This is a genomic window from Mesorhizobium sp. YM1C-6-2 (assembly GCF_003666685.1).
GTDB lineage: Bacteria > Pseudomonadota > Alphaproteobacteria > Rhizobiales > Rhizobiaceae > Mesorhizobium_K.
The window spans coordinates 314,722-338,347 of sequence record NZ_RCIZ01000003.1 but is presented as its reverse complement, the minus strand read 5'-3'; the positions used below and the strand labels follow the sequence as shown (position 1 = coordinate 338,347).

At 66.2% G+C, this 23,626-nt stretch carries 24 protein-coding genes; 14 read left to right on the top strand and 10 right to left on the bottom strand.

The window, feature by feature from the left end; translation table 11 throughout:
* Nucleotides 1-125 precede the first annotated feature (125 nt).
* The 3 genes from D8676_RS10310 to D8676_RS10300 all read left to right on the top strand — a co-directional run bounded on the left by D8676_RS10310 (nt 126) and on the right by D8676_RS10300 (nt 4,601).
* Nucleotides 126-2,786 (top strand): DNA translocase FtsK, encoded by a 2,661-nt coding sequence (locus D8676_RS10310; protein WP_121580784.1) that lies wholly within the window; start codon nt 126-128, stop codon nt 2,784-2,786.
* A gap of 319 nt (nt 2,787-3,105) precedes the next feature.
* The gene (locus D8676_RS10305) at nt 3,106-3,690 is read left to right on the top strand and encodes an outer membrane lipoprotein carrier protein LolA (protein WP_245426741.1); all 585 of its coding nucleotides are present in this window, start codon (nt 3,106-3,108) and stop codon (nt 3,688-3,690) included.
* 104 nt (nt 3,691-3,794) lie between these two features.
* Nucleotides 3,795-4,601, top strand: coding sequence for an exodeoxyribonuclease III (locus D8676_RS10300; protein WP_121580783.1), 807 nt, complete (start codon nt 3,795-3,797; stop codon nt 4,599-4,601).
* Between the two features lie 155 nt (nt 4,602-4,756).
* On the opposite strand, the gene D8676_RS10295 is transcribed toward D8676_RS10300, so the two are convergent.
* Both D8676_RS10295 and D8676_RS10290 read right to left on the bottom strand, forming a co-directional pair.
* Nucleotides 4,757-5,209, bottom strand: a complete 453-nt coding sequence (locus tag D8676_RS10295; RefSeq protein ID WP_121580782.1) for a cyclic nucleotide-binding domain-containing protein — start codon at nt 5,207-5,209, stop codon at nt 4,757-4,759.
* 169 nt (nt 5,210-5,378) lie between these two features.
* The gene (locus tag D8676_RS10290) at nt 5,379-6,062 is read right to left on the bottom strand and encodes a response regulator transcription factor (RefSeq protein WP_121580781.1); all 684 of its coding nucleotides are present in this window, start codon (nt 6,060-6,062) and stop codon (nt 5,379-5,381) included.
* 97 nt (nt 6,063-6,159) lie between these two features.
* Here D8676_RS10290 and D8676_RS10285 point away from each other — a divergent pair, with 97 nt between their 5' ends.
* Entirely contained in the window at nt 6,160-6,765 is a 606-nt protein-coding gene (locus tag D8676_RS10285; protein WP_121580780.1) for a L,D-transpeptidase family protein, read from the top strand.
* 106 nt (nt 6,766-6,871) lie between these two features.
* Here D8676_RS10285 and D8676_RS10280 read toward each other — a convergent pair whose 3' ends face one another.
* Nucleotides 6,872-7,099 carry a hypothetical protein gene (locus D8676_RS10280; protein ID WP_121580779.1) on the bottom strand — a complete coding sequence of 76 codons (228 nt, stop codon included), beginning with the start codon at nt 7,097-7,099 and terminating at the stop codon, nt 6,872-6,874.
* Between the two features lie 129 nt (nt 7,100-7,228).
* Here D8676_RS10280 and gcvA point away from each other — a divergent pair, with 129 nt between their 5' ends.
* Complete coding sequence (gene gcvA, locus D8676_RS10275) at nt 7,229-8,149, top strand: transcriptional regulator GcvA (protein ID WP_121581077.1); 921 nt, start codon at nt 7,229-7,231, stop codon at nt 8,147-8,149.
* A 950-nt stretch (nt 8,150-9,099) separates the two neighbouring features.
* On the opposite strand, the gene D8676_RS10270 is transcribed toward gcvA, so the two are convergent.
* From D8676_RS10270 to tsaD, 5 genes are all read right to left on the bottom strand, one after another.
* Complete coding sequence (locus D8676_RS10270; RefSeq protein ID WP_121580778.1) at nt 9,100-9,753, bottom strand: methyltransferase; 654 nt, start codon at nt 9,751-9,753, stop codon at nt 9,100-9,102.
* A gap of 18 nt (nt 9,754-9,771) precedes the next feature.
* On the bottom strand, nt 9,772-10,197 hold the full coding sequence (locus D8676_RS10265) for an EVE domain-containing protein (protein WP_121580777.1): 426 nt from the start codon (nt 10,195-10,197) through the stop codon (nt 9,772-9,774).
* A gap of 71 nt (nt 10,198-10,268) precedes the next feature.
* On the bottom strand, nt 10,269-10,574 hold the full coding sequence (locus D8676_RS10260) for a YciI-like protein (protein WP_121580776.1): 306 nt from the start codon (nt 10,572-10,574) through the stop codon (nt 10,269-10,271).
* A 22-nt stretch (nt 10,575-10,596) separates the two neighbouring features.
* Nucleotides 10,597-11,577 (bottom strand): NAD(P)H-dependent glycerol-3-phosphate dehydrogenase, encoded by a 981-nt coding sequence (locus D8676_RS10255; RefSeq protein WP_121580775.1) that lies wholly within the window; start codon nt 11,575-11,577, stop codon nt 10,597-10,599.
* Nucleotides 11,574-12,659 (bottom strand): tRNA (adenosine(37)-N6)-threonylcarbamoyltransferase complex transferase subunit TsaD, encoded by a 1,086-nt coding sequence (gene tsaD / locus D8676_RS10250; protein ID WP_183097076.1) that lies wholly within the window; start codon nt 12,657-12,659, stop codon nt 11,574-11,576. The genes D8676_RS10255 and tsaD overlap by 4 nt, the downstream gene beginning before the upstream one ends.
* A gap of 115 nt (nt 12,660-12,774) precedes the next feature.
* Between tsaD and hemC the strand changes: the two genes are divergently transcribed.
* From hemC to D8676_RS10220, 6 genes are all read left to right on the top strand, one after another.
* Nucleotides 12,775-13,704, top strand: coding sequence for a hydroxymethylbilane synthase (gene hemC, locus D8676_RS10245; protein ID WP_121580774.1), 930 nt, complete (start codon nt 12,775-12,777; stop codon nt 13,702-13,704).
* 5 nt (nt 13,705-13,709) lie between these two features.
* On the top strand, nt 13,710-14,447 hold the full coding sequence (locus D8676_RS10240) for a uroporphyrinogen-III synthase (protein WP_121580773.1): 738 nt from the start codon (nt 13,710-13,712) through the stop codon (nt 14,445-14,447).
* Nucleotides 14,448-14,533: 86 nt separating this feature from the next.
* A complete protein-coding gene (locus D8676_RS10235) occupies nt 14,534-15,946 on the top strand; it encodes a mitofilin family membrane protein (RefSeq protein ID WP_121580772.1) in 1,413 nt (470 codons plus the stop codon).
* A 9-nt stretch (nt 15,947-15,955) separates the two neighbouring features.
* Nucleotides 15,956-17,524, top strand: coding sequence for a heme biosynthesis protein HemY (locus D8676_RS10230; RefSeq protein WP_121580771.1), 1,569 nt, complete (start codon nt 15,956-15,958; stop codon nt 17,522-17,524).
* Nucleotides 17,525-17,549: 25 nt separating this feature from the next.
* A complete protein-coding gene (locus D8676_RS10225; RefSeq protein WP_121580770.1) occupies nt 17,550-18,038 on the top strand; it encodes a TerB family tellurite resistance protein in 489 nt (162 codons plus the stop codon).
* Nucleotides 18,038-18,763, top strand: coding sequence for a glutamine amidotransferase (locus D8676_RS10220; protein ID WP_121580769.1), 726 nt, complete (start codon nt 18,038-18,040; stop codon nt 18,761-18,763). The genes D8676_RS10225 and D8676_RS10220 overlap by 1 nt, the downstream gene beginning before the upstream one ends.
* Here D8676_RS10220 and D8676_RS10215 read toward each other — a convergent pair whose 3' ends face one another.
* The gene (locus D8676_RS10215) at nt 18,764-20,005 is read right to left on the bottom strand and encodes an MFS transporter (protein WP_121580768.1); all 1,242 of its coding nucleotides are present in this window, start codon (nt 20,003-20,005) and stop codon (nt 18,764-18,766) included.
* A 123-nt stretch (nt 20,006-20,128) separates the two neighbouring features.
* Nucleotides 20,129-20,821 carry an FCD domain-containing protein gene (locus tag D8676_RS10210; RefSeq protein WP_121580767.1) on the bottom strand — a complete coding sequence of 231 codons (693 nt, stop codon included), beginning with the start codon at nt 20,819-20,821 and terminating at the stop codon, nt 20,129-20,131.
* A gap of 163 nt (nt 20,822-20,984) precedes the next feature.
* Between D8676_RS10210 and D8676_RS10205 the strand changes: the two genes are divergently transcribed.
* Genes D8676_RS10205 through D8676_RS10195 form a run of 3 tightly spaced genes read left to right on the top strand, consistent with a single transcriptional unit; the run spans nt 20,985 to nt 23,613 of the window.
* Entirely contained in the window at nt 20,985-21,980 is a 996-nt protein-coding gene (locus D8676_RS10205; protein ID WP_121580766.1) for an ABC transporter substrate-binding protein, read from the top strand.
* 3 nt (nt 21,981-21,983) lie between these two features.
* Nucleotides 21,984-22,808: an ABC transporter permease subunit gene (locus D8676_RS10200; protein WP_121580765.1), complete on the top strand. Its 825-nt coding sequence runs from the start codon at nt 21,984-21,986 to the stop codon at nt 22,806-22,808.
* Nucleotide 22,809: 1 nt separating this feature from the next.
* Nucleotides 22,810-23,613 (top strand): ABC transporter ATP-binding protein, encoded by an 804-nt coding sequence (locus D8676_RS10195; RefSeq protein ID WP_121580764.1) that lies wholly within the window; start codon nt 22,810-22,812, stop codon nt 23,611-23,613.
* The last annotated feature ends 13 nt before the right edge of the window (nt 23,614-23,626 follow it).

Sequence of the window (23,626 nt, the reverse complement as noted above, 5' to 3'; positions counted from 1 at the left end):
CCCGCAGCGCCAGGCACTGAAAAAATTGTTGGTTAATGCGGTCTTAACCTCCCGCCGATAGGCTCCCCCTGTCTGCTGCAATGCGCCCTTCGCGCATGCTTTCGTATGGGATGACGGGGACCGACATGCGTTCTGGGGTAACAGTTCCGCTGGCGCTGGAAGATACGGCGCATGGCTTTCAGGCCTTCCTGCGCCGGCAGGCCGGGCGCGTGGCCGGCCTGGGACTGTTCGCCTTCGTCGCCTTCGGCCTCGCCAGCCTCGGCACCTGGAACGTCGCCGACCCCTCCTTCAGCCATGCCACCGACGCGCCCGTGTCCAACGCGATGGGGTATCCCGGCGCCGTCTTTGCTGACCTGGCAATGCAGTTCTTCGGCCTCTCTTCGGTCGCCGCTCTCGTGCCAGCCGTGATCTGGGGCTTCCTTTTCGCCACCGCCCGCGGCGTCGACAGCCTGCCCAAGCGGGCGGCCGCCTGGTTTGGCGCCGCCCTGTGCTTCGCGGCGATCGCCGGCTGCGCCACGCCGCCCGCCACCTGGCCGCTGCCCTCCGGGCTCGGCGGCGTCTTCGGCGACATGATGCTCAAGATCCCCGCCGTCTTCACCGGCGGCGGCTATCCGACCGGTTTCCTCGCGACCCTGCTTGCGGTGCTTCTGGTCGCACCCGCCCTCTACCTCTTCGCCTATGGCTCCGGCCTCCATGCCCGCAAGAACGGCTTTGCCGTCCTCATTCCCGCCAAGCCGAAACCGAAGGCCGCCGAGGAGCCGACTGCCTTCGATGAGGACGAAGAGGAGGATGGCGGCGGCATGCTCGCGCTCGGCGCCATCACCCATTGGTGGTTGTCATCGCGCGCCTTCCTGCGCCGCGCCACCGCGCGGTTCCGTCGACACGACGAGTTCGAGATCGACGAGCGCGACCGCGCCAGCGGCTGGCGCCGCGCCGCCGAGCGCGTGGAATCGGCCGAACGCGCCGAAGCCCGTTTCAGCGCCGATGGCCGCGCCCGGGTCGAACCCGAATTCTTTGCCGCCATGGTGTCGGACCGTACCGCGACCGTCGATCCGGTCGACGTCGACGACGACATCGACGGCGGCTTCACTGTCGAGGATGACGAGGACGAACTGGAAAGCCCGCGTCCTTCGCCTTCGGCCGCGCAGGTGCGGGCCTTCCGCTCCGACGCCGCCACCCGCGTCGAGGCTCCCGCCCCGCGTCCCGCTCCCGGCGCACGCACCCAGCGCGAGGCGCAGACCTCGCTGATCGGCTCGGACAAGTTCGAGATGCCGACGCTGCATTTCCTGTCGGAGCCGAAGAATGTCGTCCGCGACAACACGGTGTCCAAGGACGCACTGGAGCAGAACGCCCGCCTGCTCGAAGGCGTGCTCGAGGATTTCGGCGTCAAGGGCGAGATCATCCATGTCCGCCCCGGCCCGGTCGTCACCCTTTACGAGCTGGAGCCGGCGCCGGGCATCAAGTCGTCCCGCGTCATCGGCCTTGCCGACGACATCGCCCGCTCGATGAGCGCGATCGCCGCCCGCGTCGCCGTCGTGCCTGGCCGCAACGCCATCGGCATCGAGCTGCCAAACGCCCGCCGCGAGACCGTCTATCTCCGGGAAATCCTCGCCAGCCGCGACTTCGAGGAGACCAAGGCGAAGCTGGCGCTGGCGCTCGGCAAGTCGATCAACGGCGAGGCCGTCATCGTCGACATCGCCAAGATGCCGCACGTGCTGGTCGCCGGCACCACCGGCTCGGGCAAGTCGGTCGCCATCAACACCATGATCCTGTCGCTGCTCTACCGCATGACGCCGGCCGAGTGCCGCCTGATCATGATCGACCCCAAGATGCTCGAGCTTTCCGTCTACGATGGCATCCCGCATCTGCTGACCCCCGTCGTGACCGACCCGAAGAAGGCGGTCGTGGCGCTGAAGTGGACGGTCCGCGAGATGGAGGACCGCTACCGCAAGATGTCGAAGGTCGGCGTGCGCAACATCGACGGCTTCAACGCCCGCGTGTCGGCAGCCGACAAGAAGGGCGAGAAGATCTCGCGCACCGTGCAGACCGGCTTCGACCGTCAGACCGGCGAGGCGATCTACGAGACCGAGGACCTCGATCTCGAGGTCATGCCCTACATCGTCGTCATCATCGACGAAATGGCCGACCTGATGATGGTGGCCGGCAAGGACATCGAAGGCGCCGTCCAGCGCCTTGCCCAGATGGCGCGCGCCGCCGGCATCCACGTCATCATGGCGACGCAGCGCCCGTCCGTCGACGTCATCACCGGCACCATCAAGGCGAACTTCCCGACCCGCATGTCCTTCCAGGTCACCTCGAAGATCGACAGCCGCACCATTCTGGGCGAGCAGGGCGCCGAACAGCTGCTCGGCATGGGCGACATGCTCTACATGGCCGGCGGCGGCCGCATCCAGCGCGTCCACGGCCCCTTCGTCTCCGACGACGAGGTCGAGAAGGTCGTCGCCCATCTCAAGCTCCAGGGCGTGCCCGAATATCTCGACGCCATCACCGAGGACGACGAGGAGGAGGACGACCAGCCCTCCGGCAAGGGCGGCGGCGGCGCGTCGGGCGTGTTCGACGAATCCGACGATCCCTACGACCAGGCGGTCGCCGTGGTCTTGCGCGACGGCAAGGCGTCCACCAGTTATATACAGCGGCGCCTCGGCATCGGTTACAACCGCGCCGCCTCGATCATCGAGAAGATGGAGAAGGAGGGCATCGTCGGCCCGGCCAACCATGCAGGAAAACGCGAAATCCTGGTTCCGACCGAGGAGGACAAGCTCTAGCCGTTATGACGGGCAGCCTCCGGCGGATTTCGGGAACTTCGCCCCTTCTGCCGGGTTTTAGGCATCGGACCCCAAGTGCGGCGCGGTTTTGGGAGAATTCCGCGCCTGCCCCGGAAAACCGGCGGTTCCCTTGCCAAACTTAGGCCCCACTGCCTGCCTAACCATCGATGCGACTGACGAACAAATCGATACCACCATGACGAAAGCGACCGCCATGAAAACCCGTTTCCCGACCGACCGATTCGCCGCCACGCGCCGTGGCTTGCTCCGCCTCGCCGCCGGTGCGGCTGCCGCCACGGCAGTCGCCGCCGTTTCCGGCATGGGCATCGCGACGCCGGCGATCGCCGCCTCCGACGCCGCGCAGAGGATCGCCGATCATTTCTCCAGCGTCTCCACCATGAGCGGCGAGTTCGTCCAGTTCGGCCCGCGCGGCGAGCAGACCGGCGGCAAGTTCTACATCCAGCGCCCCGGCAAGATCCGCTTCAACTACGAGCCGCCGTCCGGCTACCGCGTCATCTCCGACGGCAAGTCGGTCGTCATCGACAACACCAAGCTCAACACGATGGACCTCTATCCGCTGTCGAAGACGCCGCTGAAGCTTCTGCTCGACAAGCGCATCGACCTCTCCGGCAGGACGGTGAAGAGCGTCAAGGAAGAGGCCGATCTCACCACCATCCAGCTCTCCGACCGCCAGGTCTTCGGCAACTCGACCATCACCATGATGTTCGATCCGAAATCCTACGACCTTCGCCAGTGGACGATCACCGACCCGCAGGGCAAGGACACGACGGTGATGATCTTCAACGTCAAGCAGGGCGTGAAGATCGACCAGGACCTGTTCGCGATCGACTACAAGCGCAACTACAAGCTCAACAAGCCGGGCGCCAACAACAACAACCGCTGATCGCAGCCACACGGCATTCTCCCCAAGGCCGCGCACCCGCGCGGCCTTGTCGTTTTCTGCTGCGGCTGTAAGTTCCGGCCTTCGATTCTCGGCCGGACCTGCCCATGCCCTTCTCTGTAGCGACCTGGAACATCAATTCGGTGCGGCTGCGCATGCCGCTCGTCGAGCGCCTGCTCCTGGAGCGTGCGCCGGACGTGCTCTGCCTGCAGGAGACGAAGTGCCCCGACGAGCTCTTCCCGTTCGACCGCTTCCATGCGCTCGGCTACCGGCATGTAGAGATCCACGGCCAGAAGGGCTATCACGGCGTCGCCACCGTCTCGCGCCGCCCCCTTGAGGTGGTCGAGCGCCGCCGCTTCTGCGACATCGCCGACTGCCGCCACCTTTCAGTCCGCGTCGAGGCCGGCGGCCGCTCCATCCTGGTCCATAATTTCTACGTCCCGGCCGGCGGCGACGAGCCCGACCCCGACATCAATCCGAAATTCCGCCACAAGCTCGGTTTCGTGTCCGAGATGAACGCCGTGCCCGCCGAGTTCGACGACCGTTCCGGCTCGATCCTGGTCGGCGACCTCAACATCGCGCCGCTGGAGCACGACGTCTGGTCGCACAAGCAGCTCCTGAAGGTGGTCAGCCATACGCCGGTCGAGACGGAAAGCTTCGAGGCGATGCGCAAGGCCGGCGGCTGGGTCGATCTGATGCGGCTGAACGTGCCCGCCGAGCAGAAGCTCTACACCTGGTGGAGCTATCGCGCCGCCGACTGGGCGGCGTCGGACCGCGGCCGCCGCCTCGATCATATCTGGTCGTCGGAAAACCTGGTGCCCGGCCTGAAGGACATCGACATATTGCGCCACGCGCGCGGCTGGGAGCGCCCGTCCGACCACGTGCCCGTCATCGCCCGCTTCGATTTCGACTGACGCCGACCTTTCTCCCCCCTTGAGGGGGAGATGCCCGCGAAGCGGGCAGAGGGGGTCATCACGGCGGCGCAAGATTCGCATTGAGCATGTCACCACGGCCCCCACCCCGACCCGCTGCGCGGATCGACCCTCCCCTCAAGGGCGAGGGAAAGTGCCTAGCCCAGCCGCTCGCCCACCTGCTCGATCCGCCTGATCAGCGCCTGCAGATCCTCGATGATCCGCTGCCGCAGCGCCTCGGCGGTTTCGGGATATTCCTCCAATATGCGGCGGAACATGGAGCGGTTTATGCGCAGCACTTCTGTGTCGGTCGCCGCCTCGGCGCTGGTCAGCCGGCGGGAGTCGGCGATCAGAGCCATCTCGCCCAGCGTAGCGCCGGGCTCGGCCATGCCGACATCTGCCAGTTTGTCCTCGTTCTCGCGGAAGAGTTTTATCCGGCCGCGCACCACGACATAGGCGGAATCGGCGTCGTCGTCCTCGCGGTACAGCTTTTTCCCCGCCGACAGATGCATCGCCTCCGCGCCGAAGGCGAGCAGGCGCAACTGTTCCTGCGTGAAGCCCTCGAACAGCCCCACGCCGGACAGGATGCGGATGTGATCATCCAGCGCCATGGTGTCCCCGGAAAGTCAGTCTGGCGCTCCTCCTGCGATGCTCCCCTACCTATCCGCAAAATTCACGCTAGAGCAATTCCATGGGAAATGAAAACCGGCATTCCGACCGGAATTGCGCCAAAACAATGAGTTAGATCGGATCGCCGCCTCCGTGAAGCGACGAGCCGACCTAGGGAACGAGCTTGTAACCGCCGCTTTCTGTCACAAGAATTTCGGCATTGGAAGGATCGCGCTCGATCTTCTGGCGCAACCGGTAGACATGCGTTTCGAGCGTGTGCGTGGTGACGCCCGAATTGTAGCCCCATACCTCCTCCAGCAGCACGTCGCGGGTAACCACCTTCTGGTCGGCCCTGTAGAGATATTTGATGATCGAGGCCTCCTTCTCGGTCAGCCTCACCTTGCCGCCGCGCTGGTCGATCAGCAGCTTCTGGCTCGGCTTGAACGTATACGGCCCGACCGAGAAGGTCGCGTCCTCGCTCTGCTCGTGCTGCCTGAGCTGCGCGCGGATGCGGGCGAGCAGCACGGCGAAGCGGAACGGCTTCGTCACATAGTCGTTGGCACCGGCTTCCAGCCCCAGGATCGTGTCGGAATCGGTATCCTGCCCGGTCAGCATGATGATCGGCGCCTTGTAGCCGCCCTTGCGCAGCAGCTTGACCGCCTCGCGCCCGTCCATGTCGGGCAGCCCGACATCCATGATCAGGAGGTCGACCACTCCGGCCCGCGCCGCCGCCACGCCCTTGCCGGCGGTGGCTTCCTGCAGGACCTCGAATTCCTCGTAGAGCGACAATTGTTCGACCAGCGTCGAGCGCAGGTCGTCGTCGTCGTCCACGATGAGAATGGTGCGTGAGGTCATGCTTCAATCCATGTGCGGCGGCGGGGAGCCGGTTGATCGGTTGACCCGGAGCCTCGTTTGTGCGGAACGTCGGAAAATCCGGGCCGGGTGATTTGGCATGTCGAGATCATACAGCAAAGAATATAAGTGTAAGTCCGGTAATGCAAAATACCGGCCGGGCGGGCATGCCGGGCCAAAGCCGGGCCTTGCCCGCCTCATCGTCCGCGCCCGCCCCGGCAAGCCGACGCAGGGCCTGCTCGTCGCCGGCAACATGGTTTTCCCCTGTGCGCTCGGAAGGGGCGGCATCTCGGCCGGCAAGCGCGAGGGCGACGGCGCCACGCCGCTTGCCGCCATGCGCATCCTCTCGGGTTATTTCCGGGCGGACCACGTGGCCGCGCGTCGCACGCGGCTGCGCATGACGCCGATTTCGGACGATCTCGGCTGGTGCGAGGTGCCCGGCGACCGCAACTACAACCGGCCGGTGAAGATCCCCTACGGGGCGAGCCATGAGACGATGCGCCGCGCCGACCGGCTCTACGATTGCTGCCTGGTGCTCGACTGGAACATCTCACCGCGCCGGCGCGGCCGCGGCAGCGCCATCTTCTTCCACCTCGCCCGTCCCGGCTTCACGCCGACGCAAGGATGCGTGGCGGTGACGGCTAAGGTGATGGCAAGGCTTCTGCCATACCTCTCCGACCGCACGGTGCTGCAGGTAGTGCGATAAGGACAAGGTCCCTCTCTCCCCGCCGAAGCGGGGAGAGAGGCGGTCAGTCCGCAGGACCAGGGACGGAGAGGGAGTTCGTTGGCAGCCTTCCGTCAGGCGCTGCGGCCTACCGTCCCAGTCGCCAGCCGAAGTCGACGAGACCCGGCTTGCCGATCTCGCGATAGACGGTGCTGGAAAGCGAGCGCGGCTTCAGGCCGATATCGCGCAGTTCCTTGTCGGACAGGCCCGATATACGCACGGAGGGATGGACGAGGGCGGCCCTGGCTTCGCGCAGCCAGTCGGCGGCCTGGCGCGGCCAGCCGGCGCCGGGGGTCGAATCGACGAAGATGGACATCTGGATTTTCCAGTTCTCCGGAGCCTAAGTCCGGTTTTATGATTTCTTTGCTGGAGCCATCCTGATCCATTGAAAGAAAAAGCGGAAACGAGTAGTTTTCATCGGTTCATAAAACTTTTCTTGAAGATGATGGCTCGTTTCGTGCCCGGTACCCGCGCCTTGCGCACGCTGGAAGCGGCGGCCAGGCACCTGAATTTCACGCGCGCCGCCGACGAACTCGGCCTGACGCCGGCGGCGGTCAGCCATCAGATCAAGGAATTCGAGGATCAGCTTGGCCTGACACTGTTTGCCCGCACCAGCCGTACCGTGCGGCTGACGGCGGCCGGCGCGGTCCTGTCCGAAGCCTCGGCCGACGCCATCGACCTCCTCAACCGGGCGGTGTCGCGGGCACAGAAGCTTGCACGCGGCCAGTCGCTGCTGAAGGTGACGGCGGATGCCCATTTCGCGGCGAAATGGCTGATGCGGCGCGTCGACGGTTTCCGCGCGCTGAAGCCCGACATCGAGCTTCGCTTCGATATCTCCTACGAAGTCCGCGACTTCGACCGTGACGACGTCGACGTCGGCATCCGCTTCGGTGCCGGCAAATATCCCGGCCTCGCCGCCGACCGCCTGTTCGACAACGTCATCGTGCCGGTCTGCAGCCCGGCCCTGCTGCGCAACGGCCCGCCGCTGCGGACGCCGCGCGACCTCTTCAACCATCGCCTCGTGCATATCGAGTGGTCGCGGCAGGGGGTTACCTGGCCCAACTGGCAGATGTGGATGGCGGCTGCCGGGGTCGATGATTTCGACGACAGCCGCACGATGGTGTTCGGCACGTCATCCGATTGCATCCAGGCGGCGATCGACGGCAGCGCGGTGGCGCTCGCCGACTTCGCCATGGTGGCCCATGATCTTTCCGAGGGCCGCCTGGTGCAGCCCTTCGAGCTCGGCGTCCGCATGGCCGCCGAATACGCCTATTTCCTCGTCTACCCGCAGGCGAGCGCCTACGACCCGCGCATCGTCGCTTTCCGCGACTGGATTCTGGAGGAAGCGGGGAAGACGCGCACCTGAGCCGCCTTTCCCTCGCTCCGCTCGCGCGCTGGCGCGGGAATAACTCTTCTGTCACCTTCCGCCGACATCAGCGATCAACTCGACAGCTTACATGCATTCCGCCGATCGCCGACGTCGGCAACCCGCTCGACAGCTTGCAGCAGTCCGTTATTCCAGATTTCGTGAGCGAGAGCCCCGGATCTTGCCTTCGGCAAGCAGGGGGACAGGCTCCGCGAAGCGGAGAGTGCCGGGAACCCATGCTTCGGATGCAGATGACGCCGGAGCCGGTGCAGCCGGTGGCGCTCTTCCTTTCATGCCGCGGGGCGGGCAGCGCCCGTGGATAAAACCTTCCCATCTTTTGCAACTGGGTTTTTGCTCCCGGCAGGCACTCTCTGGCCAAGCCGTTGAAATCGCTTGCCTTCAGGGCGGCGCGGGAGACGCATCCCGTGCTGCTCCCGAAAAAGTCGTCGCAACTGCACTCACGCCCCTCCAGCCTGCCGCACAATGCGACCAGTTTCTCCTGCGGGAACGCCGATCATGACGGTGGTCTGCGGGGAGGAACCGGCGCTCGGGTGAAGCGGCTAACGTGGCCGTCGAGGTCGAGGGTCGCTCCGGAGTTCCCAGGCTCCCCGCGCGCGAGCGTCGGGGACAAGACGCGGGTATGTCCACGCGTCGGCGCGTCGTAAACCACCGGCTGAGACCTGGTCCCGGGACTATTCGGCAAGACCAGGCGTGAGCATGCAGCCGGCAGGTCCCAGGCAGGGAATGGAGCGGCCAAAGAACGCCGGCGGGGCGCGGGAAGCTGCGCCATGTGAATAAGTCAGGAAGGCTCGGCCCTCGCGCCCCGCTTCCCGACTTCTGCTCTTCCCTTACGAAGGGGCGGGCAGCGTTCTTTGAAATAGCCAGACTGCGAAAGCAGGGCGTGGCAATGGCGAAACGCGCGGGTAGCCCGCCTCAAGGGGAGGTAAGGATCACGTCCACCGCCACACCGTCGTCCGCTTCACTTCGGCGTCCTCCAGCGCGCGCGTGACCGGCACCTGGTATTCGGCAAGCTTGGTCAGCTTTTCGCGCGGCAGATAGGAGCGGCCGGGGTCGCCGACCAGGACCGAGGTCCCGCCTTCCGCCAGTCGCGCGAACCAGGGGACCAGTCTCCCGGCGAAGCCGTTGTCGTAGAACACGTCCCCGGCAAGCAGAACGTCGGCGTCGATATCCTCGCCGATGAGATCGCGGTCTTCGAATGCGACCGTGACGCCGTTCGCCGCAGCGTTCAGACGAACGGCCGCCTCGCAGAAAGCGTCGATGTCACAGGCCGTGACGCTGGCGGCCCCGACCTTCATCGCTGCGATGGCGACCAGCCCCGAGCCTGTCGCGAAGTCGAGCACATGCTTGCCGCGCACCGTCTCTGGATTGTCGAGCAGGTAGCGCGCCAGCCCTTGGCCGCCGGCCCAGGCGAAGGCCCAGAAAGGCGGCGGCAGGCCGATCTCGGCCAGTTCCTCCTCGGTGCGATGCCAGAGTTCGTGCGCCTCGTCGGCGAGGTGGAGCCCGATCTCCGGCACGTGCGGCGGCGCGGCGAAAGCCGTGTTGGCGTGGATAAAATCCTCGAACCTGTCCGGCGCGCACCGCATCTTAGCGAGAGAAGTCAACTACTTGGCGGGATCGAGCCCGCCCATGCGGCAGACTTCCGCCCACTCGGCGGGCGTGACCGGCTGAACCGACAGCCTTCCGAGGCGAACCAGCGCCATTTCGGACAATTTTGGATTGGCCTTGATGTCGGCAAGCGTCGGCGGCTTCGGCACATCCTTCACCGCGCGGATGTCGACGCACTCCCAGCGCGGATCGTCGGTCGTGGTGTCCGGGTGGGCGAGCGCAGAGACCTCGGCGATGCCGACGATGTTGAGCCCCTCGTTCGAATGGTAGAAGAAGCCGAGATCGCCGATCTTCATCGCCTTCATGTTGTTGCGCGCCGCGTAGTTGCGCACGCCGTCCCATTGCGTGCCGGCCTTCCCCTTCTTCTTGAGGTCGTCGAAGGAGAACTTGAAGGGTTCCGACTTGAACAGCCAGTAGTTCATGGCGCGCTCCTCAAAGCAATTCCAGGAAAAGTGGATACCGGTTTTCCGTCTGGAATGGCGATAACAATAACTTATGGGTTCGACGGATTGGCCGGGTTGTTGAAGACCCAGTTCCAGGCGCGGATCCTGACGCTTTCGAAGAGACCCGCCTTGGCATAGGGATCGTCGGCGCCGATTTTCGTCGCCTCGTTCTTGTCGGCCGCCTCGATCACCACGAGGCTGCCGGTCGGCTTGCCGTCATCGTCCAGGAACGGGCCGGCAAACTTCAGCGTGCCGGCTTCGTTGAGCTTTCTCAGGAAGTCGAGGTGGGCGGGACGGTTGTCGAGCCGCACCTGAAGGTGGCCCGGCTTGTCCTTGCAGGTCAGCGCAAACAGCATGGCGAAAACTCCTCTCTAAACCTTAGCCGGCTTCGGCGCGCAGCGGCCGCGTCATCAGCGCCGAGACCGCCTCGTTGATCGTGATCCTGCCGGCGAGGATCGCGGCCACCGCCGAGATGATCGGCGCATCGATGTCGCGCTCGCGGGCGATCTTCGCCGCGATGCCCGCCGTCGCCACGCCTTCGGCAAGCGGCCGGCCCGTGAGGCTCTCGCCGCGCCCCAGCGCCAGCCCGTAGGCGAAGTTGCGCGACTGCGCGGAAGAACAGGTAAGCAGCAGGTCGCCGAGGCCGGAGAGGCCCATGACGGTCTCCGGCTCGGCGCCGAATGCCTGGGCGATGCGGCGCAGTTCGACGAAGCCGCGCGTCACCATGGCGGCCTGCGCGCTGGCGCCCAGCCCTGCCCCGGTGACGGCGCCGGCGGCGATTGCAAAGACGTTCTTCAGCGCACCGCCGATCTCGACGCCGACAAGGTCGCCGGTCGAATAACAACGGAAGCGCTCGGTCGAGAAGGATTGCGCCAGCGAGGCCGCAAGCTCCGCTTCCTGCGCGGCGATCACCACGGCGGTCGGAAGCTCTCTTGCAAGGTCGGCCGCGAAGCTCGGACCGGACAGCGCTGCGACCGGGTTGCCCGGCAGCAAGTCGCCGGCGATCTGCGACAGAAGCAGCCCTGTCTCGTGCTCAATGCCTTTCGCGCAGAGCACAAGCGGCACGCCCGGCGGCACAGCGCCGCCGACGCCTGCAAGCACGTCGCGCAGCACCTGCGCCGGCGTCACCGCAAGCACGCAGGCCGCCCCGTCGAGCGCCTCGGCATGGTCGGTGGTCGCCTCGATGCCGACGTCGATCGCCACATCAGGCAGATAGCGCGGGTTCTCGCCCCGCCTGATCGCGGCGGCCATCTCCGCGTCTCGCATCCACAGCCTGACATCGTGCCCGGCGCGACGCATCTGCATGGCGAGCGCAGTGCCCCACGCGCCTCCGCCCAGCACGGCTACAGGAAGGTTCATGCCTTGGCTCCCCGCCGCCCCGAGCCAACCACCGGCGCCGACACCTCGTCGAGAGGCCAGCGCGAGCGCGGCACGAAGGAAAAGGCGTCGTCCCTGCCCAGCCCCGCACGAATGCGCTCGATGCCCGCCCAGGCGATCATCGCCGCATTGTCGGTGCAGAGTTCATGCGGCGGCGCGATGAAGCGAAAACCGCTTTTTGCGCATTGCGCTTCGAGCGCCGCGCGGATTTCCCTGTTGGCAGCCACGCCGCCCGCCACCACCAGCGCCGGCGAGGCGATATCGGGATATTCAGCGCGAAAGCGCGCCAGGCAGCGTCCGACGCGGTCGGCCAGCGCATCCGACACCGCCGCCTGGAAGGAGGCGCAGATATCCGCGACGTCCTTGTCCGACAGCGGAGCCGCGGCGGTCGCCGCCTGCCGCACCGCGGTCTTCAAGCCGGCAAAGGAAAAGTCCGGCTGCGCCGAACCTTTCATCGGCCGCGGGAAGGCGAAGCGTTTGGGATCACCGTCCTTCGCCGCCTTCTCGACATTCGGTCCGCCCGGATAGGGCAGGCCGAGCATCTTGGCCGTCTTGTCGAAGGCCTCGCCCAGCGCGTCGTCGATCGTCGTCGCCCAGCGCTGATATGCGCCGACGCCACGCACCAGCACGATCTGGGTATGTCCGCCGGAGACCAGCAGCAGGAGATAGGGGAACTCCAGCCCGTCGGTCAGCCGGGCGGTCAGCGCATGGCCTTCGAGATGGTTGACCGCGAGCAGCGGCTTGCCGACGGCACTGGCGATGGCCTTCGCCGTCATCAGCCCGACGATCAGGCCGCCGACGAGGCCCGGACCGGCGGTTGCCGCGATCGCGTCGACTTCGGCGAGATCGGTGCCGGAATCGGCAAGCGCCGCCTCGACGATACCGTCCAGCGCCTCGACATGGGCGCGCGCGGCGATCTCCGGCACCACGCCGCCGAAAGCCGCGTGCTCCTCGATCTGGCTGAGCACCACGTTCGACAGGATTTCAGGCTCCGCACCCTCGCGCAGCGCGACGACGCTGGCGGCGGTCTCGTCGCAACTCGTCTCGATACCGAGAACGCGGATCATCTTGTCGCGCCGTTCGATCATTGCCGGCCTGGCGGGTCCTGGGATAGGAGGTTGCTGGCAAACCCGGGTTTGCCGAATGTCATTAGAACCGGGGCGTATCACGGACGGTGCCATGCAAACAACCGTGCTGAAGATCGGAAGCCGCGGCAGCCCGCTTGCCCTGGCGCAGGCGCACGAGGCGCGGGCCAGGCTGATGGCTGCGCATAATCTGCCGGAAGAGGCCTTTTCGATCGAGGCGATCACCACGACCGGCGACCGCATCCAGGACCGTCCGCTTACGGAAGCCGGCGGCAAGGGCCTGTTCACCAAGGAACTCGAGGAAGCGCTGCTTGCCGGCCGCATCGACATCGCCGTGCATTCGTCGAAGGACATGCCGACCGTTCTGCCGGACGGGCTGGAACTCTCGGCATTCCTGCCGCGCGAGGACCCGCGCGATGCCTTCATAGGCACTTCCGCCAAGTCGATCATCGACTTGCCGCGCGGCGTGACCGTCGGCTCGTCGTCGCTTCGCCGGCAGGCGCTGATTCTCCGCATGCGGCCCGATCTCAACGTCGCGACGTTTCGCGGCAATGTGCAGACCAGGTTGCGCAAGCTGCATGACGGCGTCGCCGACGGCACGATCCTGGCGCTGGCTGGGCTGAAGCGGCTGGGCCTGCAGAGCATCGCCACCGACCTGATGCCGCTCGAGACGTTCCCGCCGGCGCCGGGTCAGGGCGCGATCTGCATCGAGAGCCGGATCGGCGACCGCCGCGTGGTCGAAATGCTGGCCCCGATCAACCACGCGCCGACCGCGCAGGCGCTCGCCTGCGAACGCGCTTTCCTCGCCGCGCTCGACGGGTCATGCCGCATGCCTATCGCGGGACATGCGACGATCGACGGCAACGAACTGACATTCAGCGGCGTGATTCTCACGCCCGACGGAAAGAAGTCGCACGATATCTCGGCGGGCGGACCCGTTGCCGACGCTGCAGAAATAGGCCGAGCGGCCGGCGAGAAACTGCGCCGCAACGCCGGCCCACGCTTCTTCGACGGTTGGAGCTAGGCCGCATGCCCGGCAGGATACGCGTTCTCGTGACGCGTCCGGAGCCCGGTGCGTCCGAGACAACGCAGCGACTCGAATCGCTCGGTTTCGATCCGATCAGGCTGCCCTTGCAGGAAACCCGACCGGAACCGGTCGCGTTGACTGCGGCGCTATTGCACGGCGTCGTTGCCGTTGCCGTCCCGAGCGCCAGCGCGGTCAGGCATGCACCGGACGATCTCCTCCGGCAATGGTCCGGCCTGCCGTGCTTTGCCGTCGGCGAAGCAACGGCGCAGGTGGCGCGGGCAGCCGGTTTCGCGCATGTGATCGTAGCGCAAGGAGACGCGGAATCGCTTGCCGATCTGGTCATCTCCGATGCGCCTGCCGGAAGGGTTGCCTATCTCTGCGGCAAAGTGAGACGGCCGCTTTTCGAAAGCACGCTGAGAAAAGCCGGCGTTCCGGTCCTCACCCTCGAAACCTATGATACATTGATGCTGGAGCTGGATACCGGGGCGATATCCAGCGGCATCGGAAAGAGCGCGGTCGATTGCGCCCTCGTCTATTCCGCCAACGCCGCAGCAAGGCTGGCGGAAATCGTGCAGGCATCGGATTTGCAGGACAGGTTCGACGGCACCATCTTCCTCTGCATATCGGATCGCGTTTCGAAGGAGCTTGCCGGTGCGGGGCGCAAAATTCTGGTGGCCGAGGAACCGAACGAAACCGCAATGCTTAAGGTGCTTCATGGCGCCGTGAGGCCGGCGTCATAACCCTGCCCCTTTTCTCAGGGCACGGCTATGATAGTGATCGGCACACTTCACCCTTCCGGATACTCAACCCCCGCGCGGAGGCCGTAATGGTCAAGACACCCAGGACACGGCATTCGAACGCGGAACGCGAGCCGATGACCATCGAGCTCGGGCCGGACGAAGTTTCGCGGGTTTCAACGGAAGCCGAGGCGTCTCCGACAGATATGGAGCCGGGGGCCGAAACCGTGAAAGAGGACATCGCAGCGTCTGAAACGGGTACCGAGCCGACGGATCATGCCGGTGACGCTCGCCCGACCACAGGAACACCGGCCGACGAAGCGGTGCGGGAAGCGAGCATGCCCGTCGACGAGGAGCCGAGGCCTGCCGCTGACCGGGTCGATGCCAGTGAGACTGCGGAACGGCCTTCTGCCTGGACCGACGCCCCGGCCGTCCCGCCGCCGCCTCGCTCGCGCAGCGGAGCAGGGCTGGCCGCCGGTCTCGCGGGTGGCCTGATCGTGCTCGTCGGTGGTGGATTGCTGCAATTCGCGGGAATACTCGGCACGCCGGGTGCGCCCGATTCGCCTGCCGGCATTCCCGCATCCGTGGAAACCGACATTGCTACTCTGAAATCCGACGTCGAAGGCCTGAAGGCAGCCCCCGGCGATACCGGCGACGTTTCGGGGAGGGTGGACGCCCTCTCGCAGGCGCTCGACCAGGTGAAGGCCGATGTCGCCTCGCTGAGGCAGGCAGTCGAATCGGGGAACTCGGGGGAAACGGCCGGATCGGAGGCGATAAACGCCAAGATCGCCGAGATCGAGACCCGGATCAATGCTATCGGCCCCAGCCCGGACGGCGCGACGCGGGAAGACATCGCCGCGCTGAACGACAAGATCGCCGGCGTCGAGGCGCTGGCCAGGGCAGCCGGCGAGGCCGATTCGTCCATCAACAATCGCCTCGGCGCTCTGGAACAGAGTATTGCCGCGTTGACCGGCAAGGTCGATTCGCAGGCGCAGCAGCCCAAGGTCGCGCTGGCGATCGCCGCATCGGCGCTCAAGGCGGCGGTCGAACGCGGATCGCCCTTCGAGCCGGAACTCGAAACGCTGGCGGCGGTCGCGCCCCAGGCTCCGGGCCTTGGCGAACTGCGCCCCTATGCGGAAAAGGGCATAGCGACGCGCGCCGAGATCGTCGCCGAGACCGACGCCGCTGCCGCCGCCATCATCGCTGCGGCCAGACCGCCGTCCGAGGACGCGGGCTACTTCGAACGGCTGCTCTCCAGCGCCGAATCGCTGGTGACAGTGCGGCCGATCGGTGCGGTCGAAGGACCGGGCGTGCCCGAGACCGTGGCGCGCATGGAAGTGGCGCTGAAGGCCGGCGACCTCGCCAAGGCGATCGCCGAATTCGACACGCTGCCGGAGCCCGCCAAGACCGCCGGCGCCGCGTTTGCCGACAAGATCAGGGCGCGGCTGGCCGTCGAGCAGCTTGCCGATCAAGCCATCGCCTCGGCGATGCAGGCGCCGTAAGGAAGCCCCATGATCCGGATCCTGCTCTTCCTCCTCGTCGTCTTCGCGCTCGGGCTGGGCTTCGCCTGGCTTGCAGACCGGCCGGGCGAGATGGTCGTGACCTTCGCCGGCTACCAGTATCAGGTGAGCCTGATGGTGGCGGCAGTGGCGATCACCGTGATCGTGGCCGCGGTCATGATCACTTGGTGGCTGGTCAAGTCGATCTGGAACAGCCCCTACACGATCGCGCGCTATTTCCGCGTGCGGCAGCGCGACCGCGGCTACCAGGCGCTGTCCACCGGCATGATCGCGGCGGGGGCGGGCGACGCGGCGCTTGCGCGCAGGATGAACAAGCAGGCGGCGAAGCTCATCCGATCCGACACCGAGCCGCTGATCAACCTGCTCGACGCGCAGGCCTCGTTGCTCGAAGGCGACCATGATTCGGCGCGGGAAAAATTCGAGCGCATGCTGGACGATCCGGAAATGCGGCTGCTCGGCCTGCGCGGACTCTACCTCGAGGCGGAGAGGCTGGGTGATCGCGCGGCCGCCCGCCATTATGCCGGCCGCGCCGCCGACATCGCGCCGCAACTCGGCTGGGCGATCGATTCGACGCTGGAGGAAAAGACGGCGGGCGGCGACTGGGACGGCGCGCTGGCGCTGATCGATGCGCAGAAATCGACGCGCCAGGTGGAAAAGGACGTCATCAACCGCCGCCGCGCGGTGCTGCTGACGGCCAAGGCGCAGGACCTGCTGGACACGGACCTGACCGCCGCCAAGGCAGCCGCGATCGAGGCGAACAGGCTGGCGCCCGACTTCCCGCCGGCCGCCGTGGTCGCGGCCAAGACGCTGTTTCGCCAGAACGACATACGCAAGGGCTCGAAGATACTCGAGGCCGCCTGGAAGGCCGAGCCGCATCCCGCGATCGCCGACCTCTATGTCCATGCCCGCCCGGCCGATGCGGTGCTCGATCGGCTGTCGCGCGCGCAGAAGCTGGAATCGCTGAGGACGAACAATGTCGAGTCCTCGCTCGCCGTCGCCCGCGCGGCGCTCGACGCGCATGAGTTCAGGACGGCGCGGGAAGCCGCCGAAGCGGCGATCCGCATGCAGCCGCGCGAGGGCGCCTACCTCCTGCTCGCGGACATTGAGGAGGCTGAGACCGGCGACGAGGGTCGCGTGCGGCAATATCTCGCCAAGGCGGTGCGCGCTCCGCGCGATCCGGCCTGGGTGGCCGACGGCCTGGTGTCGGAACGCTGGGCGCCGGTTTCGCCGGTCACCGGCAAGCTCGACGCCTTCGAATGGCGCGTGCCGGTCGAGCGCCTCGGGCAGTTGATAGAACAGGACGACCAGGCCAGGCACCCGTCGCTTGCGCCGCCGCGGCCGCAACCGGCCGCCGCCGAAGACGCGGAGACCGAAGACGACGCCAAGCCAATCGACGGTACGGAGGTGATCACCGCCGAGCCTGCGAGCGACGTGTCCGAGGCGGAAATCATCGAAGAGACGGCGCCGCGACCGCCGGAGCCCGCGCGTCTTCCGGACGACCCGGGCGTCGATCCATCCCAGGAACAGGAACAATCGGAACGCCGGTTCCGTCTTTTCTGAGGCGGCGCGCCGGATGGGGAGCAGCATGTTCGATCGGATAATCACCTTTCTGAAGGAACTGCCGTCCGGCGAGGCCGGCAGACAGAAGTCGCTTGGCGCCGACGACCCGCGCGTCGCGGTCGCGGCATTGATGTACCACGTCATGGATGCCGACGGCGTGCGCCATGACGCCGAATGGGAGCGCATGAAGGAGCTCCTCGCCGAAGCCTACGACCTCAGTGGCGAGGCGCTGGACAGGCTGGTGGCCGCCGGCGGCGCGGCTGACGACGCCGCGGTCGATCTCTATTCCTTCACCAGCGTATTGAAGCGGCATCTCGACGAAACCGCCCGGATCGAGTTCGTCGGCCTGATGTGGGAGATCGTCTTTGCTGACGGCGAGCTGCACGAACTCGAGGACCATACGATCTGGCGCATCGCCGAGCTGATCGGGGTCGACCGGCGCGAACGCGTGCTGCAACGGCAGAAGGCGCAGGCCCAGGCGCCGGGCGCGACCGGGAAATCCATGGAAGACTGATGCCGCGACGGGAACGGCCGAGGGAAAAGGTCCTGGTCGTGCTGCACCAGGAGAGGTCGAGCGCAGGGCGCGTGGGCCACCAGCTGATCGAGGCCGGCTTCGACCTCGACATCCGCCGGCCGCCGCTCGGCGACGAGCTGCCCGAAACGCTCGATCATCATGCCGGCGCGGTCGTCTTCGGCGGGCCGATGAGCGCCAATGACGGCGACGAATTCGTGCGGCGCGAGACCGAATGGCTGAAAGTGCCGCTCGGCGAAGGCCGCCCGCTGCTCGGCATCTGCCTCGGCGCGCAGATGCTGGTCAACCATCTCGGCGGCAAGGTCGAAAGCCATGGCGACGGGCTGGTCGAGATCGGCTGGTATCCCATCAAGGCGACCGAGGATGGCGCGGCGCTGATGCAGTGGCCGGAGATGGTCTACCAGTTTCACCGCGAAGGCTTTTCACTGCCCAAGGACGCGACCCTGCTCGCCACCTCCGAGACCTATCCCAACCAAGCGTTCCGCTACGGCGCGAACGCCTGGGGCATCCAGTTCCATGCCGAGCTGACGCAGCTGATGATGCATCGCTGGGTGGTGCATGGCGCGCACCGCTTCGAGCTGCCGGGCGCGCAGCCCGGCCGCGATCACCTCGGCGGCCGGCTGATCTGGGATATCCACCTCAAGCGCTGGCTGCACGAATTCCTGGAAACGATCTTCGGCAGGCCGGCCGAAGCCAGGACCCGATAATCATCCCCGTCCCTGCAGGTGGCGGACCCGCCGCAACTGCGGGAAGATCACCGCCCACAATCCCGCCACGGCGACCGCCCCGACACCGCCGAAGACCACTGCCGGGACCGTGCCGATCAGCGCCGCCATCGTGCCGGCGCGGAACTCGCCAAGCTCGTTGGACGCGCCGACGAACACCATGTTGACGGCGTTGACGCGGCCGCGCACCTCGTCCGGCGTCCACAGCTGGATCAGCGTCTCGCGCACATAGACGCTGACCATGTCGGTCGCGCCGAGCAGAGCGAGTGCGGCGATAGAGAACCAGGGCATAGTCGAGACGCCGAACATGACGGTGACGACGCCGAACAGCGCGACGAAGGCAAGCATGATGACGCCGGCATGGTTGCGGATCGGGTGGCCGGCCAGCCAGAAGGCGACGACGAGCGCGCCAATACCCGGCGCTGCGCGCAGCAATCCCAGTCCCCACGGGCCGAGCTCCAATATGTCGCGCGCATAGACGGGCAGCAGCGCCACGGCGCCCGAGAGCAGCACCGCGAACAGGTCGAGCGAGATCGCCCCCAGCACCACCTTCTCGTGCCAGATATAGCGGAAGCCGGCGAACAGCGTCTCCATGCTCGGCTTCTCGCTGGCCTGTCGCTGGGCAGGCTTCGGGATCGAGAAAGCAAGCAGCGTTGCGGCAGCCATCAAGGCCGTGGCTATGCCATAGGCCGCTTCCGCGGATACGCCATAGAGCAGGCCGCCCGCCACCGGGCCGACGATGTTCGCCGTCTGCCAGGCGGAAGAGTTCCAGGCGACTGCGTTGGGGAAATCCTCCTTTGGCACCAGATTGGCGACGAGGGAAGCGGCGGCGGGTCCGAGAAAGGCACGGGCGACGCCGAAGATGGCAAGCACCCCGAAGATCGGGCCGACGCCGGTCAGTCCGCGGAGTGCGAACCAGAGCAGCGCCAAGGCACACAGCGCCTCGATGCCGGTCGCAAGCCCCATGATCAGCCGTCGCCCGAAGCGGTCGGACGCCGCGCCGGTGACCAGCACCAGAAGCAGCGACGGCATGAACTGGACGATGCCGACCAGGCCGAGGTCGAACGGATCGCGCGTCAGGTCGTAGACCTGCCAGCCGACGGCGACCGATACGATCTGGGTCGCGAACGTCGCCAGGAACCGCGCCAGCCAGAAGCGCAGGAAGGCGCTATGGCGAAAAGCCGCGTAGCGCTGATCGGTCGTGGTCGAGGCGTCTGGACTCATTCGGGCGGGCATCGGCTCGGCGGGTCATGCTGCCCGACGGACGGCTACATAGCGCAGCGGCGGCTGTTTGGCTCGCGATTTCGTAGGTAGGCGGATGCTGCGCCGGTCGTCGCGGACAATGACCTACTCGGCCGCCTCGTTGAGCGGAATGAGGCGGCTGCCGACCTGCTGCAGATGGAGCCGCATCGCCGCTGCGGCGCCGCCGAGGTCACGGTCGGCGATCGCCGAGACGATCCGCTCGTGGTCGGCAAAGCTATGATGGTCGGCCGGCGGCCGCGCGCTGTCGGAACGCAGCCTTCCCCAGACCACCGTGCGGCGTACCGCGTTCAGCACATCGAACAGGCCGAGGAGCACATTGTTGCGGCTCGCCTGCGCGATCTGACGGTGGAGCAGATTGTCGGCGTTCTCGTACTGGCGCCAGGTCGCGGCATCCCTGGTCTGCGCCAGCGACTGCCGCATGGCGGCAATGTCGGCAGCTGTCGCATGCAGCGCCGCCTCGCGGGATATCTCAGGCTCGATGATGAGGCGGGCTCGCATCACGTCGGCGGGGCTGGAGCTGCCGGCGATCTCCGATATCCCGATTGCCTCCTCGATTGGACCGCTTCCGACGAAAGTGCCCTTGCCGACATGCCGCCAGATGTGGCCGTCCCGTTCGAGCACGTCCAGTGCCTTGCGTAGGTCACCGCGCGACACGCCGAGCGTGTCGCAGAGTTCACGCTCCGGCGGCAGGCGGCCATCGCTCGGCAGATCTATCTGCGCGAGATAGGCCTGAAGCTGTACGAGCGCTGCGTGTCCGCCGTTGCCAATCCTGTCCATTGGTTCAGCCAATCGAGAATCCCTGTCCCACGCGCGTACTAGGACGAACCTTGAGCTCGGTCAATCGCACATGGCAGTCGGGTTGGGCACAAAGTTCTTGACCAATATGCCATCTGGTCTTAACCAATCATAATATTGGTTACAAGAAAAGTGGGAGGAAGCAATGACCAGCCTTTCGAGACGCACCCTCTTGGCAACCGCCTTTGCCGCCTTCGCGGGCGTTGCCTTGGCCGCGCCCGGTGCTAATGCCGGCGACATGAGGATCGCCTTTGGCGATTTGCCCGGCATCGAATCCATCCAGACACTGGCGGCGATCGAGCGCACCAAGGAGCGTGGCGTCAATGTCGAGCTCATCATCCTCAACGACGAGGACCTGGCGACGCAGGCCGTCGTCGGCGGCCAGGCGGATGTCGGCATCGGCGCCCCCTATACGCTGATCCAGAAGGTCGGCGTGCCGATTCGCATTTTCGCGCAGATCTCGACCCAGCGCTTCTTCCCGGTCGTCAACGCCGAGTCCTACAAGACATGGAAGGACCTTGACGGGCAGGAAGTCGCCGTACAGGCGCGCGGTTCCGGCACCGAGGCGGTCATGCTGCTGATGGCGAAGAACAACGGCATCACGCTCGGCACGATCAGCTATGTGCCTGGCTCCGAAGTCCGCCGCAATGCACTGATCCAGGGCACGATCAAGGCGTCGATCGTCGACGCCGCCAATCGCCGCGCGCTGGAAACCGAGGCGCCCGGCAAGTTCATCGTGCTGCCGGTCGAGGGCGTCAACGCATCGGACGAAACGGTTTTCGCCACGGCGGACTACCTCAAGAACAATGCGGCCGATGTCGACATACTGGTCGAGGAACTGATGAAGACCGGCCGCGAGATCACGGAGAACCCCGCCGTCGCCGTGGAACTCCGTAACAAGTACAAGCTGCTGCCCGATCTCGGCGCCGAAGCCGACACCGAGATCACCGAATACTACAAGGAGACCGCCGAAGCCGGCGCCCTGGCGCTGAACGGCGGCGGCGCCGAGGCGGCGACCGGCGACTTCGCCTTCTTCAGCGCCGCGGGCCAGATCGAGGGCGACCCGGCGTCGCTCAAGGTCGAGGATTTCTGGGACGTTTCCGCCATCGACCGCGCGACCGCAAAGCTGGGGAAGAAGTAGGCGATGGCCGGCGTGGGAACAGAGGGCGGGGCGATCAGCCTCGCTCCCTCGACAGGGCGAAGCGATGCCGGAAGATGGCAGGACAATCCGACGCTGCTCCGCGTCCTCTCGGTCGTGCTCTTCGCCGGCATCTGGCAGATCGCCGGCATGATCCCGGTAAGCTTTGCCTTCCCGACCTTCGTCGACACCTTCACCGCTTTCCTCGGCATGATCGCCGACGGCAGCCTGCCGAAGGCCTATCTGTCGACGCTGCAGCCGCTGATCCTCGGCGTCGTGCTGTCGACCTTTCTTGGCGTCGGGGTCGGCACGCTCTGCGGGTTGTGGCGGACCGGCGAATGGCTGTTCATCCCGATCTTCATCGTGCTGCAGGCAGCACCCGTTGCGGCCTTCATCCCGATGGTGACCTTCATCTACGGCATCGGCATGACCGCAAAGACGCTGGCTGTCATGATCCTTGCGCTGCCCGTCATCGTGCTCAACACCTACAAGGCGGTGCGCAACGTCAACGTCTCGCTGATCGCCATGTGCCAATCCTTCCTCGGAACGCGCTGGCAGGTGGTGTCGAGGATCATCCTGCCGGACGCCAGCCCGGTCATCTTCGCGGGCCTGAGGCTTGGCGTCGCCGCCGGCTTCGTCGGCGTCGTGCTTGCCGAACTGCTCATCACGCCGACCGGCATCGGCGACCTCATCACCTTCCACCGCTCGCGCGCCAACTATGCCGCGATGTATGCGACAATCGCCTCGATCATCGCTCTTTCGACCCTGACGCTCGTCGCGCTCGAGTGGGTCGAGACGCGCATGTTCAGGCCCGAGAAAAGAGGCGCCTGAAATGCGCAACGCAACCTTGAGAAAAGGACCGACCCTGATGCCCGAACCGGTCGACGCGATCGTCGAGGTGCGCGGCGTCTCCAAGAGCTACGGCAATGTCGAGGCGCTGCGCGGCATCGATCTCGACTTCCCGCGCGGCAAGCTGACCAGCCTGCTGGGACCCAGCGGCTGCGGGAAGACGACGCTCCTGAAGATCATCGCCGGGCTGGTCAACGCCGACGCCGGCACCATCTCGGTCAACGGCCGCACAGTGAGCAAGCCCGGGCCGGAGCGCGCCTTTGTGTTCCAGGATTTCGCGCTGCTGCCGTGGGCGACAGTGCTGCGCAACGTCGCTTTCGGGCTGGAACTGCGCGGCAAGGCGGCCGCCGAGCGCGAGAAGATTGCGCGGCACTATATCGGCGAAGTCGGGTTGGCCGGCTTCGAGGACAAATATCCGCACGAGCTTTCCGGCGGCATGCGTCAGCGCGTCGGCCTTGCCCGCGCGCTTTCGGTCGATGCCGACGTGCTGCTTCTCGACGAGCCCTTCTCCGCCGTCGACGAGCAGAACCGCCGGAAATTCCAGGAAGACCTTATCCGGCTCCGCACTACCCAGAACAAGACCTTCATCTTCGTGACCCACTCGATCGAGGAGGCGGTCTACATCTCCGACCGCATCGTGCTCCTGTCGCCGCGGCCGGGCCGTATCTCGCAGATCATCGAGCCCGAGATCGATCGCTCGGTCGATCCCGACCGCATCCATCGCGACAAGCACTATCTCGATACGGTCGAGGAGATCTGGCAGGGGCTGAAGCAATATGTCGACTGAGGCGATGCTGGCA